We start from the raw sequence: 18,822 nt of genomic DNA on the forward strand, positions 1-18,822 counted from the left end.
AGTACAATGATTTCTGTTTATTCTATCGGAGCATTAATTATTGCCTATTTATTTGGATCTATACCAACTGCCGTTTGGATTGGGCAGGCTTTTTATGGGATTGATGTTAGAGAATATGGTAGCGGAAACGCTGGCGCCACCAATACCTTTAGGGTTTTAGGAAAAAAAGCTGGCATCCCTGTAATGTTGATCGATATTTTTAAAGGATGGACGGCCACAAACCTTGCTTTTTTCATAGGTTTATCAGTAACCGGGCCAGAACATTCTGTACAATACGTTAACTATCAATTGGCATTAGGTATTGTTGCAGTAATGGGGCACCTATTCCCAATTTTTGCTGGCTTTAGGGGTGGTAAAGGTATTGCCACCTTATTTGGTATGATTTTGGCAGTCCACTTTCCCGCAGCTTTGCTTTGTGTTCTAGTATTTGTAATCGTTTTATTACTAACCAAATACGTATCATTAAGCAGCATTTCGGCAGGTTTTACATTTACTTTTAGCGTAATATTTATTTACCAAGTTTCTGTAAGGGCGATAGTGATTTATGGTATGGCAATTTGCATCCTTATATTAGTAACGCACCAAAAAAACATAGAAAGGCTACTTAGAGGAAAAGAATCTAAAGTGAATCTGTTTAAAAAGAAACAAATTCAATCTTAAAAATGATCCAAAAATTAAAATCGGCAGCTATAGTTTGCCTCACAGTATTTATGGCCGCCTGTTCTACAGTACCTTTAACCGGTAGAAGGCAAGCTAACTTAGTTAGTGATACAGAAATGCAGCAGATGGCTGCCCAAAGCTATAACCAATTATTATCCGATCCTTCAACAAAAGTTGTAAATAATACCGCACAAAGCAGGAAGGTAAAAGAGATTGGTGGCAAAATAGCTACAGCGGTAACCAAATTCATGAATGAGAACGGTTATGCAGATCAAATTGCGGGTTATAAATGGGAATTTAATCTGATAGATAGTAAAGAAGTAAATGCTTGGTGCATGCCCGGTGGTAAAGTTGCGGTTTATACTGGGATTTTACCGGTTACATTAACAGATGCCGGCTTGGCAACCGTTATGGGCCACGAGATTGCACACGCTGTTGCAAAACACTCTAATGAGCGTTATTCAAATCAAATGATCGCCCAAGGTTTAGGATCCGTATTGGGAGGTGCAATCACAAATTCACAAGCAGGTATGAATGTTTTCAACCAGGTGTTTGGCATTGGGGCACAAGCTGGTGTTTTATTGCCCAATTCAAGAAAACAAGAATCTGAGGCGGATAGGCTGGGGTTAACATTTATGGCAATGGCAGGTTATGATCCGGCAAAGGCCGTAGAGTTTTGGCAAAGAATGATGGCCCAAAACAAAGGTCAGGCGCCACCAGAATTTTTAAGTACCCACCCAAGTGATGCCACCAGAATTTCTGATATTAAAAAATACTTGCCAGAAGCATTAAAATATTATAAAAGGTAAATATTCTTTATGAATATCATATAAAAAGGAGATTTCTTGACTGAAATCTCCTTTTTTTTATACCCAAAATAGTAATATTAAAAATTTTTGTTAAAAAATTACCCCTTAAAAAATATAATTCGTCTAATTTTTATAATATTTTATTATTTATTTTTAATTAAACTCTAATTTTTATTGATAAAAATGAAAATTTTACAAATTTTATGATTTTATTGATATTTTTTATTCAAAAAACATTTTAATTTCAATTATTTATTAATTTTATCACAATAATTTATTAAATGATTAAAAAAAATACCCTAAACATTAAAAGTAAATGAAAAAAACACTAAAATTCAGAAACAAAACAACATTATTGGCAATATTTGCTATAATAATTGTTGTAATGGTAGTTTTTCTGCCAGATTTCTCTTTTGCGCAAGACCCAACGGGTGCTAAAACAGGAACAATCAACGATGTTGCCGCCGCAACTAGTGGCCAACCTACGCTAACTGAAGTTGGAGAGCAAGCCGGACACAATAAAATTGCCATTAACATTATGTGGACCTTAATTGCTGGTTTCTTGGTTATGTTTATGCAGGCAGGTTTTGCAATGGTAGAAACAGGTTTCACACAAAAGAAAAATGTTGCACACACCATGACCATGAATTTCCTTATCTACGCAATAGGTATGATCGGGTTTTGGATCTGTGGTTTTGCGATCATGTTTGGCGGAGGATTTAACCTTGGATCTTTAGGAGGGTCTGCAGGCGTTATTCCTTCAGAATATGTGGTTCATCTATTTGGTCATGATTTTGGAATTTGGGGAAAAGCAGGTTTTTTCTTGAGCAGCAAGTATTATGATGTAGGTATTTACACACTTTTCCTTTTCCAAATGGTGTTTATGGATACTACAGCAACCATCCCAACTGGATCTATGGCAGAAAGATGGACCTTAAAGTCTTTTATCATCTACGGGTTCTTTATCTCTATGATCGTTTATCCATTGTATGGTAACTGGGTTTGGGGCGGCGGATGGCTATCTCAACTAGGTGCTAACTTTGGTTTTGGTCATGGCCATGTAGATTTTGCTGGATCTTCTGTTGTACACATGGTTGGTGGTGTTGCTGCCTTGGCCGGTGCAATCGTAATTGGTCCTCGTTATGGTAAATTTGGTAAAAATGGCGAAGTAAAAACTATTCCGGGACATAATATCCCAATGGCAATGGTTGGTACCTTTATTTTAGCTTTTGGATGGTTTGGTTTTAACGCCGGATCTACATTGGCTGGTAGCGATCTTAGAATTGGTGTTATTGCAACAAATACAATGTTGGCTGGCGGTGCAGGTGCTTTAGCTGCATTGTTTTATATGTATATTAAAGGACAAAAAGCAGACCCAGGTATGATCGCCAATGGTATGTTGGCAGGATTGGTTGCCGTAACCGCACCATGTGCTTTTATCACTTCTCTTTCTGCAGTTATTATAGGAGTAGTTGCAGGTCTTTTAGTTATTGCAGCTATTTATATTATGGATCATAAATTAAAAATCGATGATCCAGTAGGTGCGTTTGCTGTTCACGGAGTTAATGGTGCATGGGGCGTAATTTCATTAGGTTTATTTGCCGATGGAACTTACGGTGATGGATGGAACGGCGTTAAAGGAAATGTTACAGGTTTGTTTTATGGAGATTCTAGCCAATTAGTTGCTCAATTGATCGGAACGGTTACTTGTATAGTTTTTGTATTTATCGTGATGTATGTTTTCTTTAAATTATTGAACAAAATTGTTCCTTTAAGAAGTAAAGAAATTGATGAAATTGAAGGTCTAGATATTCCAGAAACCGGAGTGTTGGGTTACGTAGATTAAGCTCATTAAATATTAAATAATTTCACTTTGAATTTTTAAAAGACTTGAGGAATTTCCTCAGGTCTTTTTTTTATGCAGTGGTATATCATTTATTAGCCAATACTTCTAAAATGGCTCGCGTTTTTAATAAACATTCTTCGTATTCTTGGTTAGCTTCGGCATGGTAGGTTATGGCGCTCCCAACATGAAATGATAAATATTTTTCAGAAGCATTATAAAGGATAGTGCGTATGATCACATTGAAATCGAAATCATCGTTATCAGAAAAATAACCAACGGCTCCAGAATACATCCCTCTTTTTCTGTTTTCATAATGTTCCATCAATTGCATCGCTTTAATTTTTGGTGCGCCCGTCATACTGCCCATTGGGAAACAACTTTTTATAATATCGATATTATTGATTTTTTCTTCAATCTCGCAGATTACTGTAGAAACCATTTGATGCACTTGTTTAAAACTGTAAACACCAAAAAGCTCCTCTACTTTTACAGTTCCTTTTTTAGCAAATTTTGTTAGATCATTACGTACCAGATCTACGATCATTACATTTTCTTGCCTTTCTTTTGGGTGCTTAAAAAGCCGGTTTTTTATTTCTATATCTTCTAAAATATTTCCACTCCTTTTGGCGGTACCTTTGATTGGTTGAGAGATGATTTTATTTCCCCTTCTAGCTAAAAAGCGTTCTGGTGTTGCAGAAATAATATATTTATCGTACCATTTAAAATAATTGGCAAAAGGCGTGGGCGATTTTTCATTTAGTTTTCTAAAAATCCCTAATGTAGAAATATCGCAATCATCGGCATAAAACTCCATACAAAAATTAGTCTCATAGATATTGCCTAAGCTTATTTCGTTTTTTATTTTATTAATATTGTTTAGGTATGCTTTTTTATCAAGCCTTGCTCTTATGTTAATGTTTTTATTGCTGCGCCCATCAGATATTTCGGTTTCATTGATCATTTTTAATACACTATCAGCATGATTACTTTTAATCTCTATTTTATCATTTTTAATGATGATGAGGTGCAGGGGAGCAAAGAAGAATAAATCGGGGAATTTGATGAAATCTGGGTTGTTAGAACTCAAATCTTCTGTTTGGTTTTTTAGATCGTAGCTAAACCCCCCAAAAATCCAGTTATCATTTTTTTCTCTAAATTGTTTTAACTTTTCAAAAGAGTTGGCTATTTCATCGCTTTCTGTTTTATCGGCGCAGCCAAAAGCAATTATTGCATCAAAATTAGAATAAGGATCAGCATAATTGTTAGAGTCTAAGAAGCAGCAAACATCAAAAGTATTGGCATAAGAAAGTGCTTTAATTTTAAACTCTGAAATGTTTGATGGGTTTGTTTGCATAAGAGCAAACAAAAATAATAATTAAAGAGGGTGTCTCAAAAATAAAATTTGTCATGCTGAATTTATTTCAGCATCCCATTTTAAGGTTAAAATGCTAATTGGGAACTTATTTTGATGAGATTCCGATTAGCCAGCTGGCTAACGGAATCTCATCTATTTTGAGACAACCTCTAGGTATTTAAACTTCAAGAAAATTATTTATTGGGTACAATAAGTACGGGGCATTTTGCGTGGCGGGTTACATTTTCTGCCACCGATCCCGATAAAAAATGATCAAAACCAGTTCGTCCATGAGTACCCAAAATGATCAATGAGGCTTCATATTTTTTTGCAATGTCAATAATCTCATGGGTTATATTGCCCATCAAGATAAATTCCTTTACTATCAATCCTTCGCCAAATTTTAAAACCATGTTTTCGAGCAGTTTTGCAGCGGCATCTTGCTGTACATCCATCACATTTGGCATAATAACCGCTGGGTTGCCTAAAATGGGATCACCGGTAACATTCATCACCACAGGCATTTCGCTAATGTGTATCAAAGCCACTTCGGCATGTAGCTTTTTGGCTAAAGCAAAACCGTAAGCTGCCGCCTTATAAGAAGGTTCAGAATCATCAACGGCTATCAATATTTTTTCAAATGAGCTTAAATTTTCCATCTTATTAATCATTTATGTTAATTTACACAAAATTCAGACCATCAAAACAAAATTTGATTACAAGTTTTTTATTTATATGGTTTAAGGTTTAGAGGCATATTAAAATTATCCTAGCAATGTTTATGAAACACAATACGGGGGTTTGTAACCTATCGGTTATACCATTAAGGGCAAATCCTTCACATCGATCAGAAATGATTTCTCAATTGATATTTGGGGATGTCTTTCGGGTTTTGGAACAAGAAAACAGTTGGTTAAAAATTGAGGTTTCTGATGATGGCTACCAAGGTTATATCAATGAAAATCAGATGGCTTTCGCCGATGATTTGCAGGTGGATAATAGAAACTTAGAAAACAAATTTTTAACTAGCGCACCTTATACCATGATATTGAAAGGAAACCTAAAAGAACCGCTTTATATACCTGCAGGCAGCACCCTGCCATTTTATGATAACGGAAAATGCAAAATAGGGAACGATATTTATCAGGTTACAACAGGAAATGTGTTTTTGCCAAACAAAGACGATTTTGAAGCAGATGTACAAGAGACCGCTAAAATATTTTTGAGCAGTCCTTATCTATGGGGGGGTAAAACGCATAGCGGGATAGATTGTTCGGGATTTTCGCAAGTGGTTTTTAAAATGTTGGGAATACAATTATTAAGGGATGCGTGGCAACAAGCAGAAATGGGTAAAACTGTCGATTTTTTAACAGAAGCTAAAGCCGGTGATCTTGCTTTTTTTGATAATGAGGAGGGTAAGATTATCCATGTAGGCATTATGCTCAATAACAGTCAGATCATACATTCATCTGGCAAAGTGAGAATAGATAGGATAGATAACCAAGGGATCTATCATTTAGAGAAGAATAGATATACCCATAAATTAAGGATCATTAAAAGGTTTGTTTAATACTTTTTTACGAGCATATATTGTAAAAAAAGAACTTAACCTTGGTAAAACATGATTTGAATTGTGTTTTTGTATCAATAACAGTACAAAAGATAAAAAACTGTTCAATTTTTATCAACTTAAAATAAGCTTTCATAAACCGCTAGATAATAAGGTCTTAAACCAATTGTTTTTTTATTGATTTATTTTGGTCTGTTCATTGGAGGGTGCATCCCGAACAATTAAAATGAAATGAACATGAAAAAAATAATGTTAGTAGCAGCCGCAATGGTATTTGCAGGTTCTACGTTCGCTCAAACAACAACATCATCAAGAACCACTTTTGGATTAAAGGGTGGGGTTAATCTTCCCAAATACAAGTATGTGAACAATGATGCCAATACATCATCAGAAACTAAAACAACCACAAACTTTAACCTTACGGGATATGCAGATGTTCCCATGTCGAGATATTTTTCTATACAACCCGGTATTTCTTTACAGGGCAAAGGGGCAAAGTATTATGAGAATGGGAACAATCAGGTAGAAGATAATGTATTGGCAATAGAAATCCCGGTTAATCTGTTGGCCAATTTACCTGCAGGTTTAGGTAGGTTTTATTTAGGTGCGGGCCCTTATGCAGGGTTTAACGTTGCGGGGCAAAGAAAAACCACTATTGGCAACGCAACTACCAAAGATGATTTGAAATTTGGTAATTCTAATTCTGATAATTTAAAGGCATTAGATTTCGGTTTTAACTTCTTGGCTGGTTATCAATTAAACTCGGGCCTTAATTTTGGGGCGGGTTACGGGTTAGGTTTAACCAATTTAACTCCAACCTCTACAAGTTCAACAAAAACCGAACAAAATAACAGGGTATTGTCTTTTACCGTAGGTTACGCATTTTAAGAAAATATATTTTAAAACAGAAAAGAGGCTTTCGCCTCTTTTTTTATGATTCAAATCATCCTGGTCTTATCTCAACATCGCCACAAAATCATCGAATAGATATCTACTATCGTGTGGGCCCGGAGAAGATTCTGGATGATATTGTACAGAGAAAGCTTTCTTTCCCTTTACCCTAATTCCTTCTATTGATTTATCGTTCAAATTAATGTGGGTTACTTCTACCTTGTCAGATTTTAAAACTTCATCTGCAATTACGCCAAAACCATGATTTTGTGAAGTTACTTCGCAATGGTCTTTAATAATATTTTTAACAGGATGATTTAAACCACGATGGCCGTTAAACATCTTCATGGTACCAACATCATTTGCTTGTGCCAATAACTGATGACCTAAACAAATACCGAACATCGGTTTATCGGCAGCTAAAATATCTTTCACGGTATCAATAGCATAAGGCATTGCTGCCGGATCGCCGGGACCGTTAGAAATAAAATAACCGTTTGGTTGCCATTTCTCCATTTCCTCAAAAGTGGTTTTAGCAGGGAAAACCTTAGCATAAACGCCTCTTTCAGAGAAATTCCTTAATATATTTTTTTTAACCCCTAAATCTAAAACTGCAACTTTTAAATCTGCTTTTTCATCACCAATATAGTATGGTTTTGTAGTACTTACCTGCGAAGAAAGTTCTAAACCATCCATAGAAGGTACTTCGGCCAATTTTTTCTTTAGCTCCTCAACATCTAAAATTTCTGAAGAGATAATTGCGTTCATTGCACCTTTATCCCTAATATGTCTTACAATTTCTCTGGTATCAACATCAGAGATCCCAACTATGTTTTCATCCTGAAAGTAATCTTGCAAAGATTGGTCTGCTTGTTTTCTACTAAATGGAATATTAAAGTTTTTACAAACCAAACCTGCAATTTTAATATTTTCAGATTCTGTTTCTACATCACTAATGCCATAATTACCAATATGTGTATTGGTTGTTACCATGATCTGTCCAAAATAAGAAGGATCGGTAAAAACCTCTTGATAGCCCGTCATGCCGGTATTAAAACAAATTTCCCCGGTTGTGGTGCCAATTTTTCCGGCTGCTTTGCCATAAAAAATAGTGCCGTCTGCTAAAAGAAGTATCGCCGGTAATTTGGTGTAATTTGCGTTCATGCTTTGTAAAGATTAAATTTTTGGTTTTTAAAAAAGAAGTAGGAAAGGGGGAGTTTTATATTCCCGTGAATGTTTGAAGAAAACAAGAAATGTTCAATACTCATCTCGGGATGCAAATTTATGTTTTTTTGCCGAATAGCCTAAGTATTATTTCAATTTTAAATCGGAATCATTTTTCTAACTTTGAAATCAAAACAGAAACAAACTTAAACCATTTTAAATGTCTGTTCATAAAGAAGTAAAAAGAGTTACCACCCATATTTTGCAAGAGATGAAAAATAGGGGAGAGAAAATAGCTATGCTCACTGCCTATGATTATTCTATGGCAAAAGTGGTTGACGAAGGTGGCGTAGATATAATTTTAGTTGGCGATTCTGCCTCTATGGTTATGGCTGGGCATGAAACCACCTTACCTATTACTTTAGATCAGATGATTTATCATGCTGCATCTGTTATACGTGGTACTACAAGAGCTTTGGTAATTGTAGATCTACCTTTTGGTTCTTATCAGGGTAACTCTAAAGAAGCCCTAAATTCTGCAATTCGCATTATGAAAGAATCTGGAGCGCATGGTGTTAAATTAGAAGGTGGGATTGAAATAGCGGAATCTATAGAAAGGATCGTAGCAGCTGGAATACCTGTTATGGGGCATTTAGGTTTAACGCCACAATCTATCTATAAATTTGGCACCTATACCGTTAGGGCTAAAGAAGAAGCTGAAGCAGAGAAACTTAAAACAGATATTAAAAGAATAGAGGCAGCAGGCTGTTTTTCTGTGGTGTTAGAGAAAATACCTGCACTTTTGGCAAAGGAAGTGAGTGAGAGTATCCAAATCCCAACAATTGGAATAGGGGCAGGGCAATACTGCAATGGACAGGTTTTGGTGGTAAACGATATGATTGGTTTAACTAAAGGATTTACTCCGAGGTTTTTACGCCAATATTTAGATTTGTACAATCAAATTAACGGTGCGGTGCAATCTTATGTTAAAGATGTAAAAGCAGGCGGTTTCCCTAATGAGAAAGAGCAGTATTAGTTAGTTGTTTAGTTGAAATAATTCATTAGTCATTGGTCCACTAGTATTTGCATAATTTTTTTATTGTTTTAATTGATAAATTAGTACAAATCATGGAAATCTTAGAAAAGTATAATTTAGAGATTAAAAAACTTTGTAATCAATACAAAGTGAAATCTTTATATGCATTTGGCTCCGTTTTAACTGATAATTTTAATTCTAAAAGCGATGTTGATTTAATTGTTGATTTCAATTCTATGGAAGTTGAGGAGTATGCTGATAATTATTTTGATTTTAAATTTGCTCTTCAGGATATATTAAATAGATCTATTGATTTGCTTGAAGAAAAGGCAATTAAAAACCCATTTTTTAAACAAAATGTTAATCAGCTTAAACAATTAATTTATGGACATTGAGATTAAAGCTTGGTTATATGATATTTTGAATGCTATTATTGAAATTGAAGGTTTCTTTTTAAATCAAACTAAAGATTTTATAAATTATCAAAATGACATTCGCACAAAAAGAGCAACTGAACGAAATTAGAAATTATAGGGGAAGCAATGAGTAGAATTCTAAGAAAAGACGATACACTTTCAATTTCTAGTTCTAGAAAATTAGTTGATTTAAGGAATAGGGTTATTCATGGTTACGATACGGTATCTGATGAAACTATTTGGGGAATTGTCTTTAGACATCTTCCTGTTTTAAAAATAGAAGTGCAGAATTTATTAAATGAATAGCTGTTTAACTTTCTAAAATCTCATATCTAAATCAATTAATGGAAGATTTCTATAAAATAACCGATCAAGATATTCTTTTTGAGGATAACCACTTGATTGCGGTTTATAAAAAAGCAGGCTGGATTGTGCAAAGCGATGAAACTGGAGACCCATCTTTGGATGAAATGGTAAAGACTTACATTGCCGAGAAATATAATAAGCCAAATGGTGCTTTTTTAGGAGTGGTACACCGTTTGGACAGGCCTGTTAGCGGGGTAATCTTATTTGCCAAGACTTCTAAAGCCTTAGAAAGGATAAACAAAATGTTTAAAGAGCGTGATATGCACAAAACATACTGGGCTGTAGTAAGGAAAGAACCCGCAAAAATGCAAGGAACTTTAGAGCATTGGTTGGTAAAAAACCCAAAAAAAAATATTACAACCGCTTATAACACAGAAATTAAGGGAAGCCAAAGGGCCGAGCTGAATTTTAAGGTTTTAGGTTTTTTAAACGAATATTATTTGATCGAGGTTGACCCCATCACTGGTCGGCCGCACCAAATTAGGGTACAGTTGGCTACTTTGGGAAGCCCAATTGTTGGCGATAATAAATATGGCTATCCTCGTGGGAGTAGGAAAAAAAGCATCAGTTTACATGCACTCCGACTAAAATTTATTCATCCTGTTAAGAAAGAAAAAGTAGAGATTTTTGCGCCATTACCAAAAGATGGTTTTTGGGAGAAATTTGAAGGTTTTTTAAGCTAAAAACTCATTAATTGCTTTCATCAGAATTTCTGGTTCTTCTTTATAAACCAAATGTTTAGCAAACGGAACAACCATTAAATTAGAATTTGGGATAAACTCGGCAACATCAAAAACAAAACTTCTTTGTATTACTTTATCCTTATCTCCCTTAATAATCAAAGTTTCTGATTTGATATTTTTAACATCCCCTGCGGGATAACTTTCTTTTTTAAACCACATTTTGTGCAACTGTTCTGTCAACAGATCAAAATTTGGTTCTGGGTTTAATTTTTGATATTGATGGTAAGGCTCAGGATTATTTTTTCTGCGATAATCTGCGTCTTCGTTTTTTAGCAATTCTTTGGTTGCCAACACATTACCATAATCCCATCTTGAGCTAATGGTAATTAGTTTATTGATTTTAATGTTACTGTAACAAGCTAGCCGGTAGCCAATTATCCCACCATCGCTAATCCCGATCATATCTATTTCAGCTAATTGTAAATGATTTAAAACGGCTTCTACATCACTTTGCAACAATTCATAACTCAGTTCTTTATCACCTAAAGTAGATTTCCCATGCCCGCGGCTATCGATAGCGATAACCCTGAAATCCTTTATAAGTTTAGAAACAATGAGGTTAAAATCTTCTAAATTCCCAAATGCGCCGTGTGTTAATAGGAGGGGGGTATTTTGGGGGTTACCTGTTTCCTCAAAATAGATTTTGGCAGTTTTATTTTCAATATAGTTTCCGTTGGTATGATCAAGCTCTTGCATATAATTTATTTAGCTAAAATCAATCCAAATAAAATTTCAAATGATATAATTTAGCAAAGTGTATATTAGAGTTTTAATTTTATGGAACCACAAAAATTTTCTATCACACAAAGAATAAAAAGTTTTAAATATGCTTTTGAAGGCTATAAATATCTTTTTAAAGAAGAACATAATGCAAGGGTACATTTGTTTTTCACAATTTTAGTAGTTAGTTGTGGGTTCTTTTTTCAAATCAATCTACTAGAATGGGTCTCTATATTTTTTGCAATTGGGTTGGTCATCGTTACAGAAATATTGAATACCGCAATTGAAAAATTAGCTGATTTTGTATCGCCAAATAAAAACATCAACATAAAAATAATTAAAGATTTAGCCGCCGCAGCGGTATTTACCAGCACTATTATTGCGGTAATTATCGGTGTTATCATCTTTCTCCCTAAATTAACCCAAATATTATAAATGAAAAAACAGTTTGAAATTTACAAGAAGACCAGGCTTTTCTTGTTAGATTATATAAAAGACCTTTCCACGGATCAGCTGAACCAAATTCCACAAGGTTTTAATAATAACATCATCTGGAACATCACACATTTGATCGCTACCCACCAAGGTGTTTGTTATGTAAGGTCTGGGCATCAATTAAGGGTTGATGAAATGATTTATAACAATTACAAAAACGGCACATTGCCTCAGCCGTTTGTAAATAGCCATCAAATAGAAAATGTTAAAGAGCTATTAATTAGCTCAATAGATGTTTTAGAAAAAGATTACAACGAGGGTTTGTTTGAGAAATACATTTCTTGGACAACCAGAACAGATGTTGCGCTAAAAAGCATAGAAGAGAGCATCAATTTTTTGCTTTGGCATGATGGTTTGCACCTTGGTGTTATAATGGCGATGAAAAAATTGGTTTAAAATATATGGCCCAAGATTATGATCTTAGGCCATTTAAAAAAAATATCAGTAATTAATTATTTCGATAAATAATGCACATCTGACAATTCCCTTAGCTTTTTAGCTGCCTGTTCTGCCGTTATATCCCTTTGAGGATTGGCCATCATCTCATAACCTACCATAAACTTTTTAACCGTTGCCGACCGTAAAAGAGGTGGGTAAAAGTGCATGTGCCAATGCCATCCTGGATTTTCGCCATTGTTTACAGGTGCTTGATGAATGCCTGAAGAATAAGGAAAAGAGGTCTCGAAAAGATTATCGTATTTAATGGTGAGCTTTTTAAGTATTTCTGCTAGGGCCAGTGTTTCTTCCTCGTTAAACTGATGCGTATATTGCACCTGTCTTTTGCTTATCAAGATACATTCATAAGGCCAAACTGCCCAAAATGGCACTAAAGCTACAAAATGTGCGTTCTCGCAAACCAATCTTTCTTTAGATTTTTCTTCTTCTGCTAAATAATCAGATAAAATACTTCGGTTATTCTCTTTAAAATATTTCTGAAATTGGATTTGCTCTTTTTCTGGTTCTACCGGAACGCTGCTTTGTGCCCAAATTTGCCCATGCGGATGAGGGTTACTACATCCCATAATGTCGCCTTTGTTTTCAAAAATTTGGATATATCTCATCCAATCGTTTTTAGCTAATTCTTGAAACTCTGTTTTCCATAGATTAATAACATCAACAATATCAGTTACATCCATCTGTGGTAACGTTAAATCATGACGTGGAGAAAAGCAAATTACCCTACATATCCCTTTTTCACTTTTGGCCTGCAATAATCCTTTTACGTTAACTATGCCATCTGGTGTATCTTTCAATAATGATGAAAAATCATTGGTAAAGGCAAATGGGGCCTTATAATCCGGATTGATTGAACCATCAGACCGTTTATTTCCAGGGCATAAATAACAGTTGGGATCGTAACTGGGCCTTGTGGTAATTGCATGAGCTTCAACCTTGCCTTGCCATGGTCTTTTTGTACGATGCGGCGAGACCAGGATCCAATCACCTGTTAAAATATTTAATCGCTTGTGCGGATGCTCTTCAAAACTAAATTCCATGCTTATTTTACTAAGTGTGTGCCTTCTTCAATTTGTGTGATGTAAACATTCATGCCAATGTTCATTTTGTTGTAATAAGCTTCTTTCATTCTCTTTACTATACCTTCTAGTTCTTCTTCCCTAACCAAAGAAATAACGCAGCCCCCAAATCCACCGCCCATCATCCTTGCGCCTAAAATCCCTTTTTCCTTTTTTGCACAGCTTACGATAAAATCTAGTTCGGGGCAGCTTACTTCATATAATTCGCTTAAACCGGTATGTGTCTCGTACATTTTCTGGCCAAAATCTTCTATCTTATTATCCTGCAGATCATCACAAGCAGCTAATAACCTGTTGTTTTCTTCCACTACATATTTGCAGCGATCATAGATGTCTTTACTTTCGTTTTTAAGGCATTCTTGCACCATTTCTATGGTTGCATCCCTTAGGGTAGTTACTTCTTGATATTTTTGTTGGATGATAGAAACGCCTTCGCCACATTGGCTGGTTCTCACATTATATTCTGACGATGCCAAAGAATGTTTTACCATAGAATCAAATAAAACGATCTTTATCCCTTCTAGCTCAAATGGTACGTACTCATATTTTAGAGAGCGGCAATCTAGTTTTACCACATGGCCTTTTTTGCCAAAAACACTTGCAAATTGATCCATGATACCACATTTAACGCCAACAAATTCGTTCTCGGCCTTTTGTGCTAATTTTACGATTTGCATCTTTTCTAAACCTAAACCATAAATATGGTTTAACGCAAAAGCTGTTGCACATTCTAACGCTGCCGAAGATGACATTCCTGCGCCCAAAGGTACATCGCCAGAAATAACGGCATTAAAACCACCCACTTTTTTATTGATTTTCAATAATTGCTCTACAATGCAAACCACGTAATTTGGCCAGCCTTTATCAGAATAAGCGCAGCTAGAAACCGTAGTAGTGTAAGATTCGTCTAAATCTGCAGCAACAATAAAAATTGTATCGTCGTCTCTTTTGGTAATGGCAATATAAGCGGCTTTGTTTATTGCGGCAGGCAAAACGTAACCCATATTATAATCGGTATGTTCGCCAATTAAATTAACCCTTCCTGGTGAGCGAACGATTAAGGGTTCTTCATTAAATGTTTTTTTGAAAACTTCTTTTACAAGATTTTGAGGATCTTTCATCTATACAAAAATTGCGTTAATAAAATAATGGTTTTATAAATGATTTTATTATTTAATGCTGCAATATATGTGATAAATAATTGTAATAATTGTATTATTATCTTTTAATGTTAGACTATTTTATTTATTTTAATAGTTTTAAATATCAGGTTTTAGATGGCAAAGAAAAAACAAGGTTTTGCGGGACAAAGGATCATTGATTTAAGCAGGGATGATATTAAAGAGTACCTATCAAAGCATCCTTCTTCAAAGAACGGTTATTTTACCAAAACCGGTTTTTTCCCCGATGCTAAATTTCAGTTTATAGAAGATTTTAAAGGGAGGGAAGATTATATTTTGATCTACTGCATAAAAGGTTATGGCGTGGCCAACATCAATTACAAAACATATCATATTTCTCCTGGAGATTTTTTTTTGATCCCTTCTGAAAATGCTTTTTCTTATTATGCAGATGACGTTAAACCTTGGAGTATTTTTTGGTTCTTTTTTAAAGGAGATGCTTTGGAGGAGATTGCAGATCTATACATTAAGTTAAACCATACCCATAAAGGTTATTTGCCCTATAATGAAGAAAGGATCAAACTCTTTAACAGAATTTACCAGTATTTAGAGCAAGGTTATGGAAGAACCAATTTAACCTTTATGAATATGTGCTTGCTTAATCTGGTTTCTTCTTTAGTTTTAGTTACCGATACCAAAAAGAAGAAGGAAGATAAGACGCAAGGGATCATCAACAGCAGCATACAACTGATGAAAGAAAACTGCGAAAAAAGTTTAAGCTTATTAGAAATCGCAGAAAGCGTAAGCATGTCTAGCTCACATTTTTCTTTGGTCTTCAAAAAAGCAACCGGTATTTCGCCAATTAACTATTTTAATATTATTAAAATCCAAAAAGCCTGCGATTATTTGAGATTTACAGATTTATTGGTTAAAGAAGTTGCTTTTAAAGTAGGCATAACAGATATTCACTATTTTACTAGGTTGTTTTCTAAAGTAATGGGAATAACGCCTTTTAAGTTTAAGAATGCCAAAACTTAGTTTAATTGTTTTTTGTAAAAATCAAGTATCGAGTTGTCTAGGTAATAGTCTGGAAGCAAAACCTTTAACATGGTTAAACCATTGTTGTAAGAGATATTAACCACACCGTTTAGTTTATCGGTACAGGTTTTAATGGTGTAAAGCCCCAGTCTTATGGTGTCCATATCGCCTTTTTTGTTTGCTTTCTTAAATAGCTCAAAGGCATTGTTTATTTCTATTTCTGAAAATTTTTGCCCGTTATTTTCTACCGTTAGGGAAAAGATACCGTCTTTATCAACAAAAGAATTAATTATGATCTTTGGTGAGATATTGTCGCTAAATTTAAAAGAATTATCAAAAATGTTAGTAACTATTGATTCAAAGATTTCTAGATCTGTATGAAACTTTTTTAAATCTTGTGTGGCTATCTTTATTTTAATATCGGGTTTGATATTAGTATATTTAGATTTTATTTGCTTCAATATGTGGTTTATTCTATCATAAACAGCAACTTCTTCAATTAAAACTTCTTTTGTTCTAATACTATTTACCAAAACCATTTTCTTTAGCATATCGTCCATCTTCTGAGATTCTACCTCTATCATTTCAACAATTTCTTGTTTATCATCCTCAACCTTGGCCAAAGAAGTAAGCCCTAAAATTCTGCATAAAGGCCCTCTAATATCATGTGAAGTGCTGTAAAAGAAAGATTCTAACTCACTGTTAACCTTAACAAGTTGTCTGTTTGCGTTATTTAACTCGTTGGTTCTTTGTTTTACCTCTTTTTCTAATTCGTTTTTATAATTCTTTTGGGTTTTGATATATGCTTCTTCTTTTTTAAGCACATCTTTTAAGAAAAGGTATAAAAAGAAACCAATAACAGAATATACAAGAACTATAAATAAGATGCTGTTGATCAAATCGTTATTCACATCTTTTAAAAATTCGTTAAAATTTTTATCAATTTGCACCACTGCCACCACCTGCCCCGATCTGTTTTTTATAGGTGCAAAAGAAGAAAGCCAAATACCGTTTTCGTCTTTGTATTCGTCTAAATCCCCACCTTTGTCAAAATTCTTGATCAATTCACTTGGGGGGTTGTGATAAGTATGTAAATAATAGGGTTTATTACTGGATGTAACCGCAAATAAAAACTTGTTTGGTTCATTAGATCTTACAAGGGTATATATAGGGCTGGTAATTTTTGATGATTTTTGTATGTTTTTTAATTGTTGGTGTATTTGGTAATAAGAAGAATCTTGTTTTGCGTTCTTAATTTGATCTTTTTTATTAAAATCTTTTGTGATTTTCTGTAGCTCATCGCCATCTATTTGTTTAGAAAGGATGCTAGCTATGGTGCTTAATTTAGCGAAAACGCCTTGTTTACCATTTTGTTTGTTTGTTTCATAAACATGAAAAGTGTTGTATAGCGCTAACACAATTAGGCATACATACACAGAGATAATAATTTTCAGTTTCAAAAATTTCATGCTATAACGAATAGATTAAAATTGTTTACGGAAATAAGGCGGTTTTAGTTTTCATAAATTGGTTTCAAATTAAATTGCTTAAAACCGTTTAACATCAAAACCAAAATTTTAGATGTAGTAATGCGTATTCTGAATTTAAGTGTAAACTTATTTTCATTTTTCTGTTTTTACTTGTAAATTTTGTTAAAAAACCTGTTTAATTATTAATTAACGCTTATATTTATCGGAATTAATTAGATTTGATTTAAAAGCCGAAATATTATATGTCAGAAACTGCAGAACTTAAGTTAGAAGGAAATGTGTACACGCTACCGATTGTAGAAGGTACAGAGAGAGAAAAAGCAATTGATATTGCTAAATTAAGAGATCAAACAGGTTTTGTTACGTTAGATAGCGGCTTTAAAAATACCGGTGCTACTAAAAGCGCCATTACCTTTTTAGATGGGGAAAAGGGCATTTTAAAATATAGAGGTTACTCGATTGAGCAATTGGCAGAAAAATCTACTTTTTTAGAGGTTGCCTACCTATTGATCTACGGCAATCTCCCAACTCAATCCCAAATAGATGACTTTCAGCACCAAATAAGCAGGCATACCCTTGTACATGAAGATATGAAGAAGTTTTTTGATGGGTTTCCGTCAAAATCGCATCCAATGGGTCAGCTTTCTTCTTTAATTTGCTCATTGTCTTCATTTTATCCAGAGTGCTTAGATCCACACCAAACCAAGGAAGAGTTTGATCTAACAATCATCAAATTACTGGCTAAAATGGCAACCATCGTTTCATGGATCTATAAAAAATCTTTAGGGCACCCGGTAATTTATCCAAAAAATAAATACGATTACGTTACCAATTTTCTGCACATGACATTTGGGCAGCGTACCGAAGATGTTGAAATTGACGAGGTTGTTGTAAACGCCATGAACAAGTTATTGATCCTTCATGCAGATCATGAGCAGAATTGCTCTACATCTACCGTAAGGATCGTTGGTTCTTCTGATTGTAACCTATACGCTTCTATTTCTGCAGGTATTTCTGCTTTGTGGGGGCCATTGCATGGTGGTGCCAACCAAGCCGTGATAGAAATGCTAGAAAAAATTAAAAATGATGGTGGCGATGTTGATAAATGGGTAAACAAAGCAAAGGATAAAAACGATTCTTTTAGATTGATGGGCTTTGGGCACCGAGTTTATAAAAACTTTGATCCAAGGGCTAAAATAATTAAGAAAGCCTGTGATGATATTTTGACCAAGCTAGGCATCAACGATCCAGTTTTGGGTATTGCCAAAAAGTTAGAAGAAGTGGCTTTAAGCGACCCTTATTTTGTTGATAAGAAATTATATCCAAATGTTGATTTTTACTCGGGCATTATTTATAGGGCACTGGGTTTCCCAACAGAAATGTTTACCGTATTATTTGCCCTTGGCCGTTTACCCGGGTGGATTGCCCAATGGAAAGAGATGAGAGAGAACAAAGAGCCAATCGGTCGTCCTCGTCAAATATATGTTGGAGAAAACGATAGAGATATTGTACCCATAGAAAAAAGATAATGATAGAAAAAGTCCTTAAAAAAGGACTTTTTTTTGCGT

21 protein-coding genes are annotated in these 18,822 nt (G+C 34.5%); 14 read left to right on the forward strand and 7 right to left on the reverse strand.

Translation table 11 applies throughout. The features are described from left to right. Positions 1-6: 6 nt before the first annotated feature. From plsY to I5M32_RS06420, 3 genes are all read left to right on the forward strand, one after another. Positions 7-660, forward strand: a complete 654-nt coding sequence (gene plsY / locus I5M32_RS06410; protein ID WP_200585365.1) for a glycerol-3-phosphate 1-O-acyltransferase PlsY — start codon at positions 7-9, stop codon at positions 658-660. Positions 661-662: 2 nt separating this feature from the next. Then, complete coding sequence (locus I5M32_RS06415) at positions 663-1,469, forward strand: M48 family metallopeptidase (RefSeq protein ID WP_234461880.1); 807 nt, start codon at positions 663-665, stop codon at positions 1,467-1,469. Positions 1,470-1,785: 316 nt separating this feature from the next. Further along, positions 1,786-3,315 (forward strand): ammonium transporter, encoded by a 1,530-nt coding sequence (locus I5M32_RS06420; RefSeq protein ID WP_200585366.1) that lies wholly within the window; start codon positions 1,786-1,788, stop codon positions 3,313-3,315. Positions 3,316-3,400: 85 nt separating this feature from the next. Here I5M32_RS06420 and I5M32_RS06425 read toward each other — a convergent pair whose 3' ends face one another. Both I5M32_RS06425 and I5M32_RS06430 read right to left on the reverse strand, forming a co-directional pair. Further along, positions 3,401-4,669 carry an anthranilate synthase component I family protein gene (locus I5M32_RS06425; RefSeq protein ID WP_200585367.1) on the reverse strand — a complete coding sequence of 423 codons (1,269 nt, stop codon included), beginning with the start codon at positions 4,667-4,669 and terminating at the stop codon, positions 3,401-3,403. A gap of 194 nt (positions 4,670-4,863) precedes the next feature. Beyond that, a complete protein-coding gene (locus I5M32_RS06430; RefSeq protein ID WP_200585368.1) occupies positions 4,864-5,328 on the reverse strand; it encodes a universal stress protein in 465 nt (154 codons plus the stop codon). Between the two features lie 122 nt (positions 5,329-5,450). On the opposite strand from I5M32_RS06430, the gene I5M32_RS06435 reads away from it, so the two are divergent. Both I5M32_RS06435 and I5M32_RS06440 read left to right on the forward strand, forming a co-directional pair. Further along, complete coding sequence (locus I5M32_RS06435) at positions 5,451-6,239, forward strand: C40 family peptidase (protein ID WP_200585369.1); 789 nt, start codon at positions 5,451-5,453, stop codon at positions 6,237-6,239. A gap of 237 nt (positions 6,240-6,476) precedes the next feature. Beyond that, positions 6,477-7,127, forward strand: coding sequence for an outer membrane beta-barrel protein (locus tag I5M32_RS06440; protein ID WP_200585370.1), 651 nt, complete (start codon positions 6,477-6,479; stop codon positions 7,125-7,127). A gap of 66 nt (positions 7,128-7,193) precedes the next feature. Here I5M32_RS06440 and carA read toward each other — a convergent pair whose 3' ends face one another. After that, entirely contained in the window at positions 7,194-8,294 is a 1,101-nt protein-coding gene (gene carA, locus I5M32_RS06445; protein WP_200585371.1) for a glutamine-hydrolyzing carbamoyl-phosphate synthase small subunit, read from the reverse strand. A gap of 220 nt (positions 8,295-8,514) precedes the next feature. Here carA and panB point away from each other — a divergent pair, with 220 nt between their 5' ends. The 5 genes from panB to I5M32_RS06470 all read left to right on the forward strand — a co-directional run bounded on the left by panB (position 8,515) and on the right by I5M32_RS06470 (position 10,795). Continuing rightward, positions 8,515-9,330: a 3-methyl-2-oxobutanoate hydroxymethyltransferase gene (gene panB / locus I5M32_RS06450; protein WP_200585372.1), complete on the forward strand. Its 816-nt coding sequence runs from the start codon at positions 8,515-8,517 to the stop codon at positions 9,328-9,330. Positions 9,331-9,422: 92 nt separating this feature from the next. Next, the gene (locus I5M32_RS06455) at positions 9,423-9,725 is read left to right on the forward strand and encodes a nucleotidyltransferase family protein (protein WP_200585373.1); all 303 of its coding nucleotides are present in this window, start codon (positions 9,423-9,425) and stop codon (positions 9,723-9,725) included. Beyond that, positions 9,715-9,855 (forward strand): hypothetical protein, encoded by a 141-nt coding sequence (locus I5M32_RS06460; RefSeq protein WP_200585374.1) that lies wholly within the window; start codon positions 9,715-9,717, stop codon positions 9,853-9,855. Before I5M32_RS06455 ends, I5M32_RS06460 begins: the two co-directional genes overlap by 11 nt. A gap of 17 nt (positions 9,856-9,872) precedes the next feature. Then, a complete protein-coding gene (locus I5M32_RS06465) occupies positions 9,873-10,052 on the forward strand; it encodes a HepT-like ribonuclease domain-containing protein (protein WP_200585375.1) in 180 nt (59 codons plus the stop codon). A gap of 38 nt (positions 10,053-10,090) precedes the next feature. Next, positions 10,091-10,795: an RluA family pseudouridine synthase gene (locus I5M32_RS06470; RefSeq protein ID WP_200585376.1), complete on the forward strand. Its 705-nt coding sequence runs from the start codon at positions 10,091-10,093 to the stop codon at positions 10,793-10,795. Here I5M32_RS06470 and I5M32_RS06475 read toward each other — a convergent pair. After that, a complete protein-coding gene (locus I5M32_RS06475) occupies positions 10,787-11,551 on the reverse strand; it encodes an alpha/beta fold hydrolase (RefSeq protein ID WP_200585377.1) in 765 nt (254 codons plus the stop codon). The genes I5M32_RS06470 and I5M32_RS06475 overlap by 9 nt on opposite strands. An 81-nt stretch (positions 11,552-11,632) precedes the next feature. On the opposite strand from I5M32_RS06475, the gene I5M32_RS06480 reads away from it, so the two are divergent. Further along, positions 11,633-12,010, forward strand: coding sequence for a diacylglycerol kinase family protein (locus I5M32_RS06480; protein ID WP_200585378.1), 378 nt, complete (start codon positions 11,633-11,635; stop codon positions 12,008-12,010). Then, positions 12,011-12,466: a DinB family protein gene (locus I5M32_RS06485; protein ID WP_200585379.1), complete on the forward strand. Its 456-nt coding sequence runs from the start codon at positions 12,011-12,013 to the stop codon at positions 12,464-12,466. A gap of 56 nt (positions 12,467-12,522) precedes the next feature. Here I5M32_RS06485 and I5M32_RS06490 read toward each other — a convergent pair whose 3' ends face one another. Further along, positions 12,523-13,566, reverse strand: a complete 1,044-nt coding sequence (locus tag I5M32_RS06490) for a UDP-glucose--hexose-1-phosphate uridylyltransferase (protein WP_200585380.1) — start codon at positions 13,564-13,566, stop codon at positions 12,523-12,525. A gap of 2 nt (positions 13,567-13,568) precedes the next feature. Continuing rightward, complete coding sequence (galK, locus tag I5M32_RS06495) at positions 13,569-14,726, reverse strand: galactokinase (protein WP_200585381.1); 1,158 nt, start codon at positions 14,724-14,726, stop codon at positions 13,569-13,571. A 156-nt stretch (positions 14,727-14,882) separates the two neighbouring features. On the opposite strand from galK, the gene I5M32_RS06500 reads away from it, so the two are divergent. Further along, positions 14,883-15,764 (forward strand): AraC family transcriptional regulator, encoded by an 882-nt coding sequence (locus I5M32_RS06500; protein ID WP_200585382.1) that lies wholly within the window; start codon positions 14,883-14,885, stop codon positions 15,762-15,764. Here the strand turns inward: I5M32_RS06500 and I5M32_RS06505 are convergent. After that, positions 15,761-17,233, reverse strand: a complete 1,473-nt coding sequence (locus tag I5M32_RS06505; protein WP_200585383.1) for a sensor histidine kinase — start codon at positions 17,231-17,233, stop codon at positions 15,761-15,763. The genes I5M32_RS06500 and I5M32_RS06505 overlap by 4 nt on opposite strands. Positions 17,234-17,496: 263 nt before the next feature. On the opposite strand from I5M32_RS06505, the gene I5M32_RS06510 reads away from it, so the two are divergent. Then, on the forward strand, positions 17,497-18,783 hold the full coding sequence (locus I5M32_RS06510) for a citrate synthase (RefSeq protein ID WP_200585384.1): 1,287 nt from the start codon (positions 17,497-17,499) through the stop codon (positions 18,781-18,783). Positions 18,784-18,822 lie beyond the last annotated feature (39 nt).

This window comes from Pedobacter segetis, assembly GCF_016623585.1.
In the GTDB taxonomy this organism is placed as follows: Bacteria; Bacteroidota; Bacteroidia; order Sphingobacteriales; family Sphingobacteriaceae; genus Pseudopedobacter; species Pseudopedobacter segetis.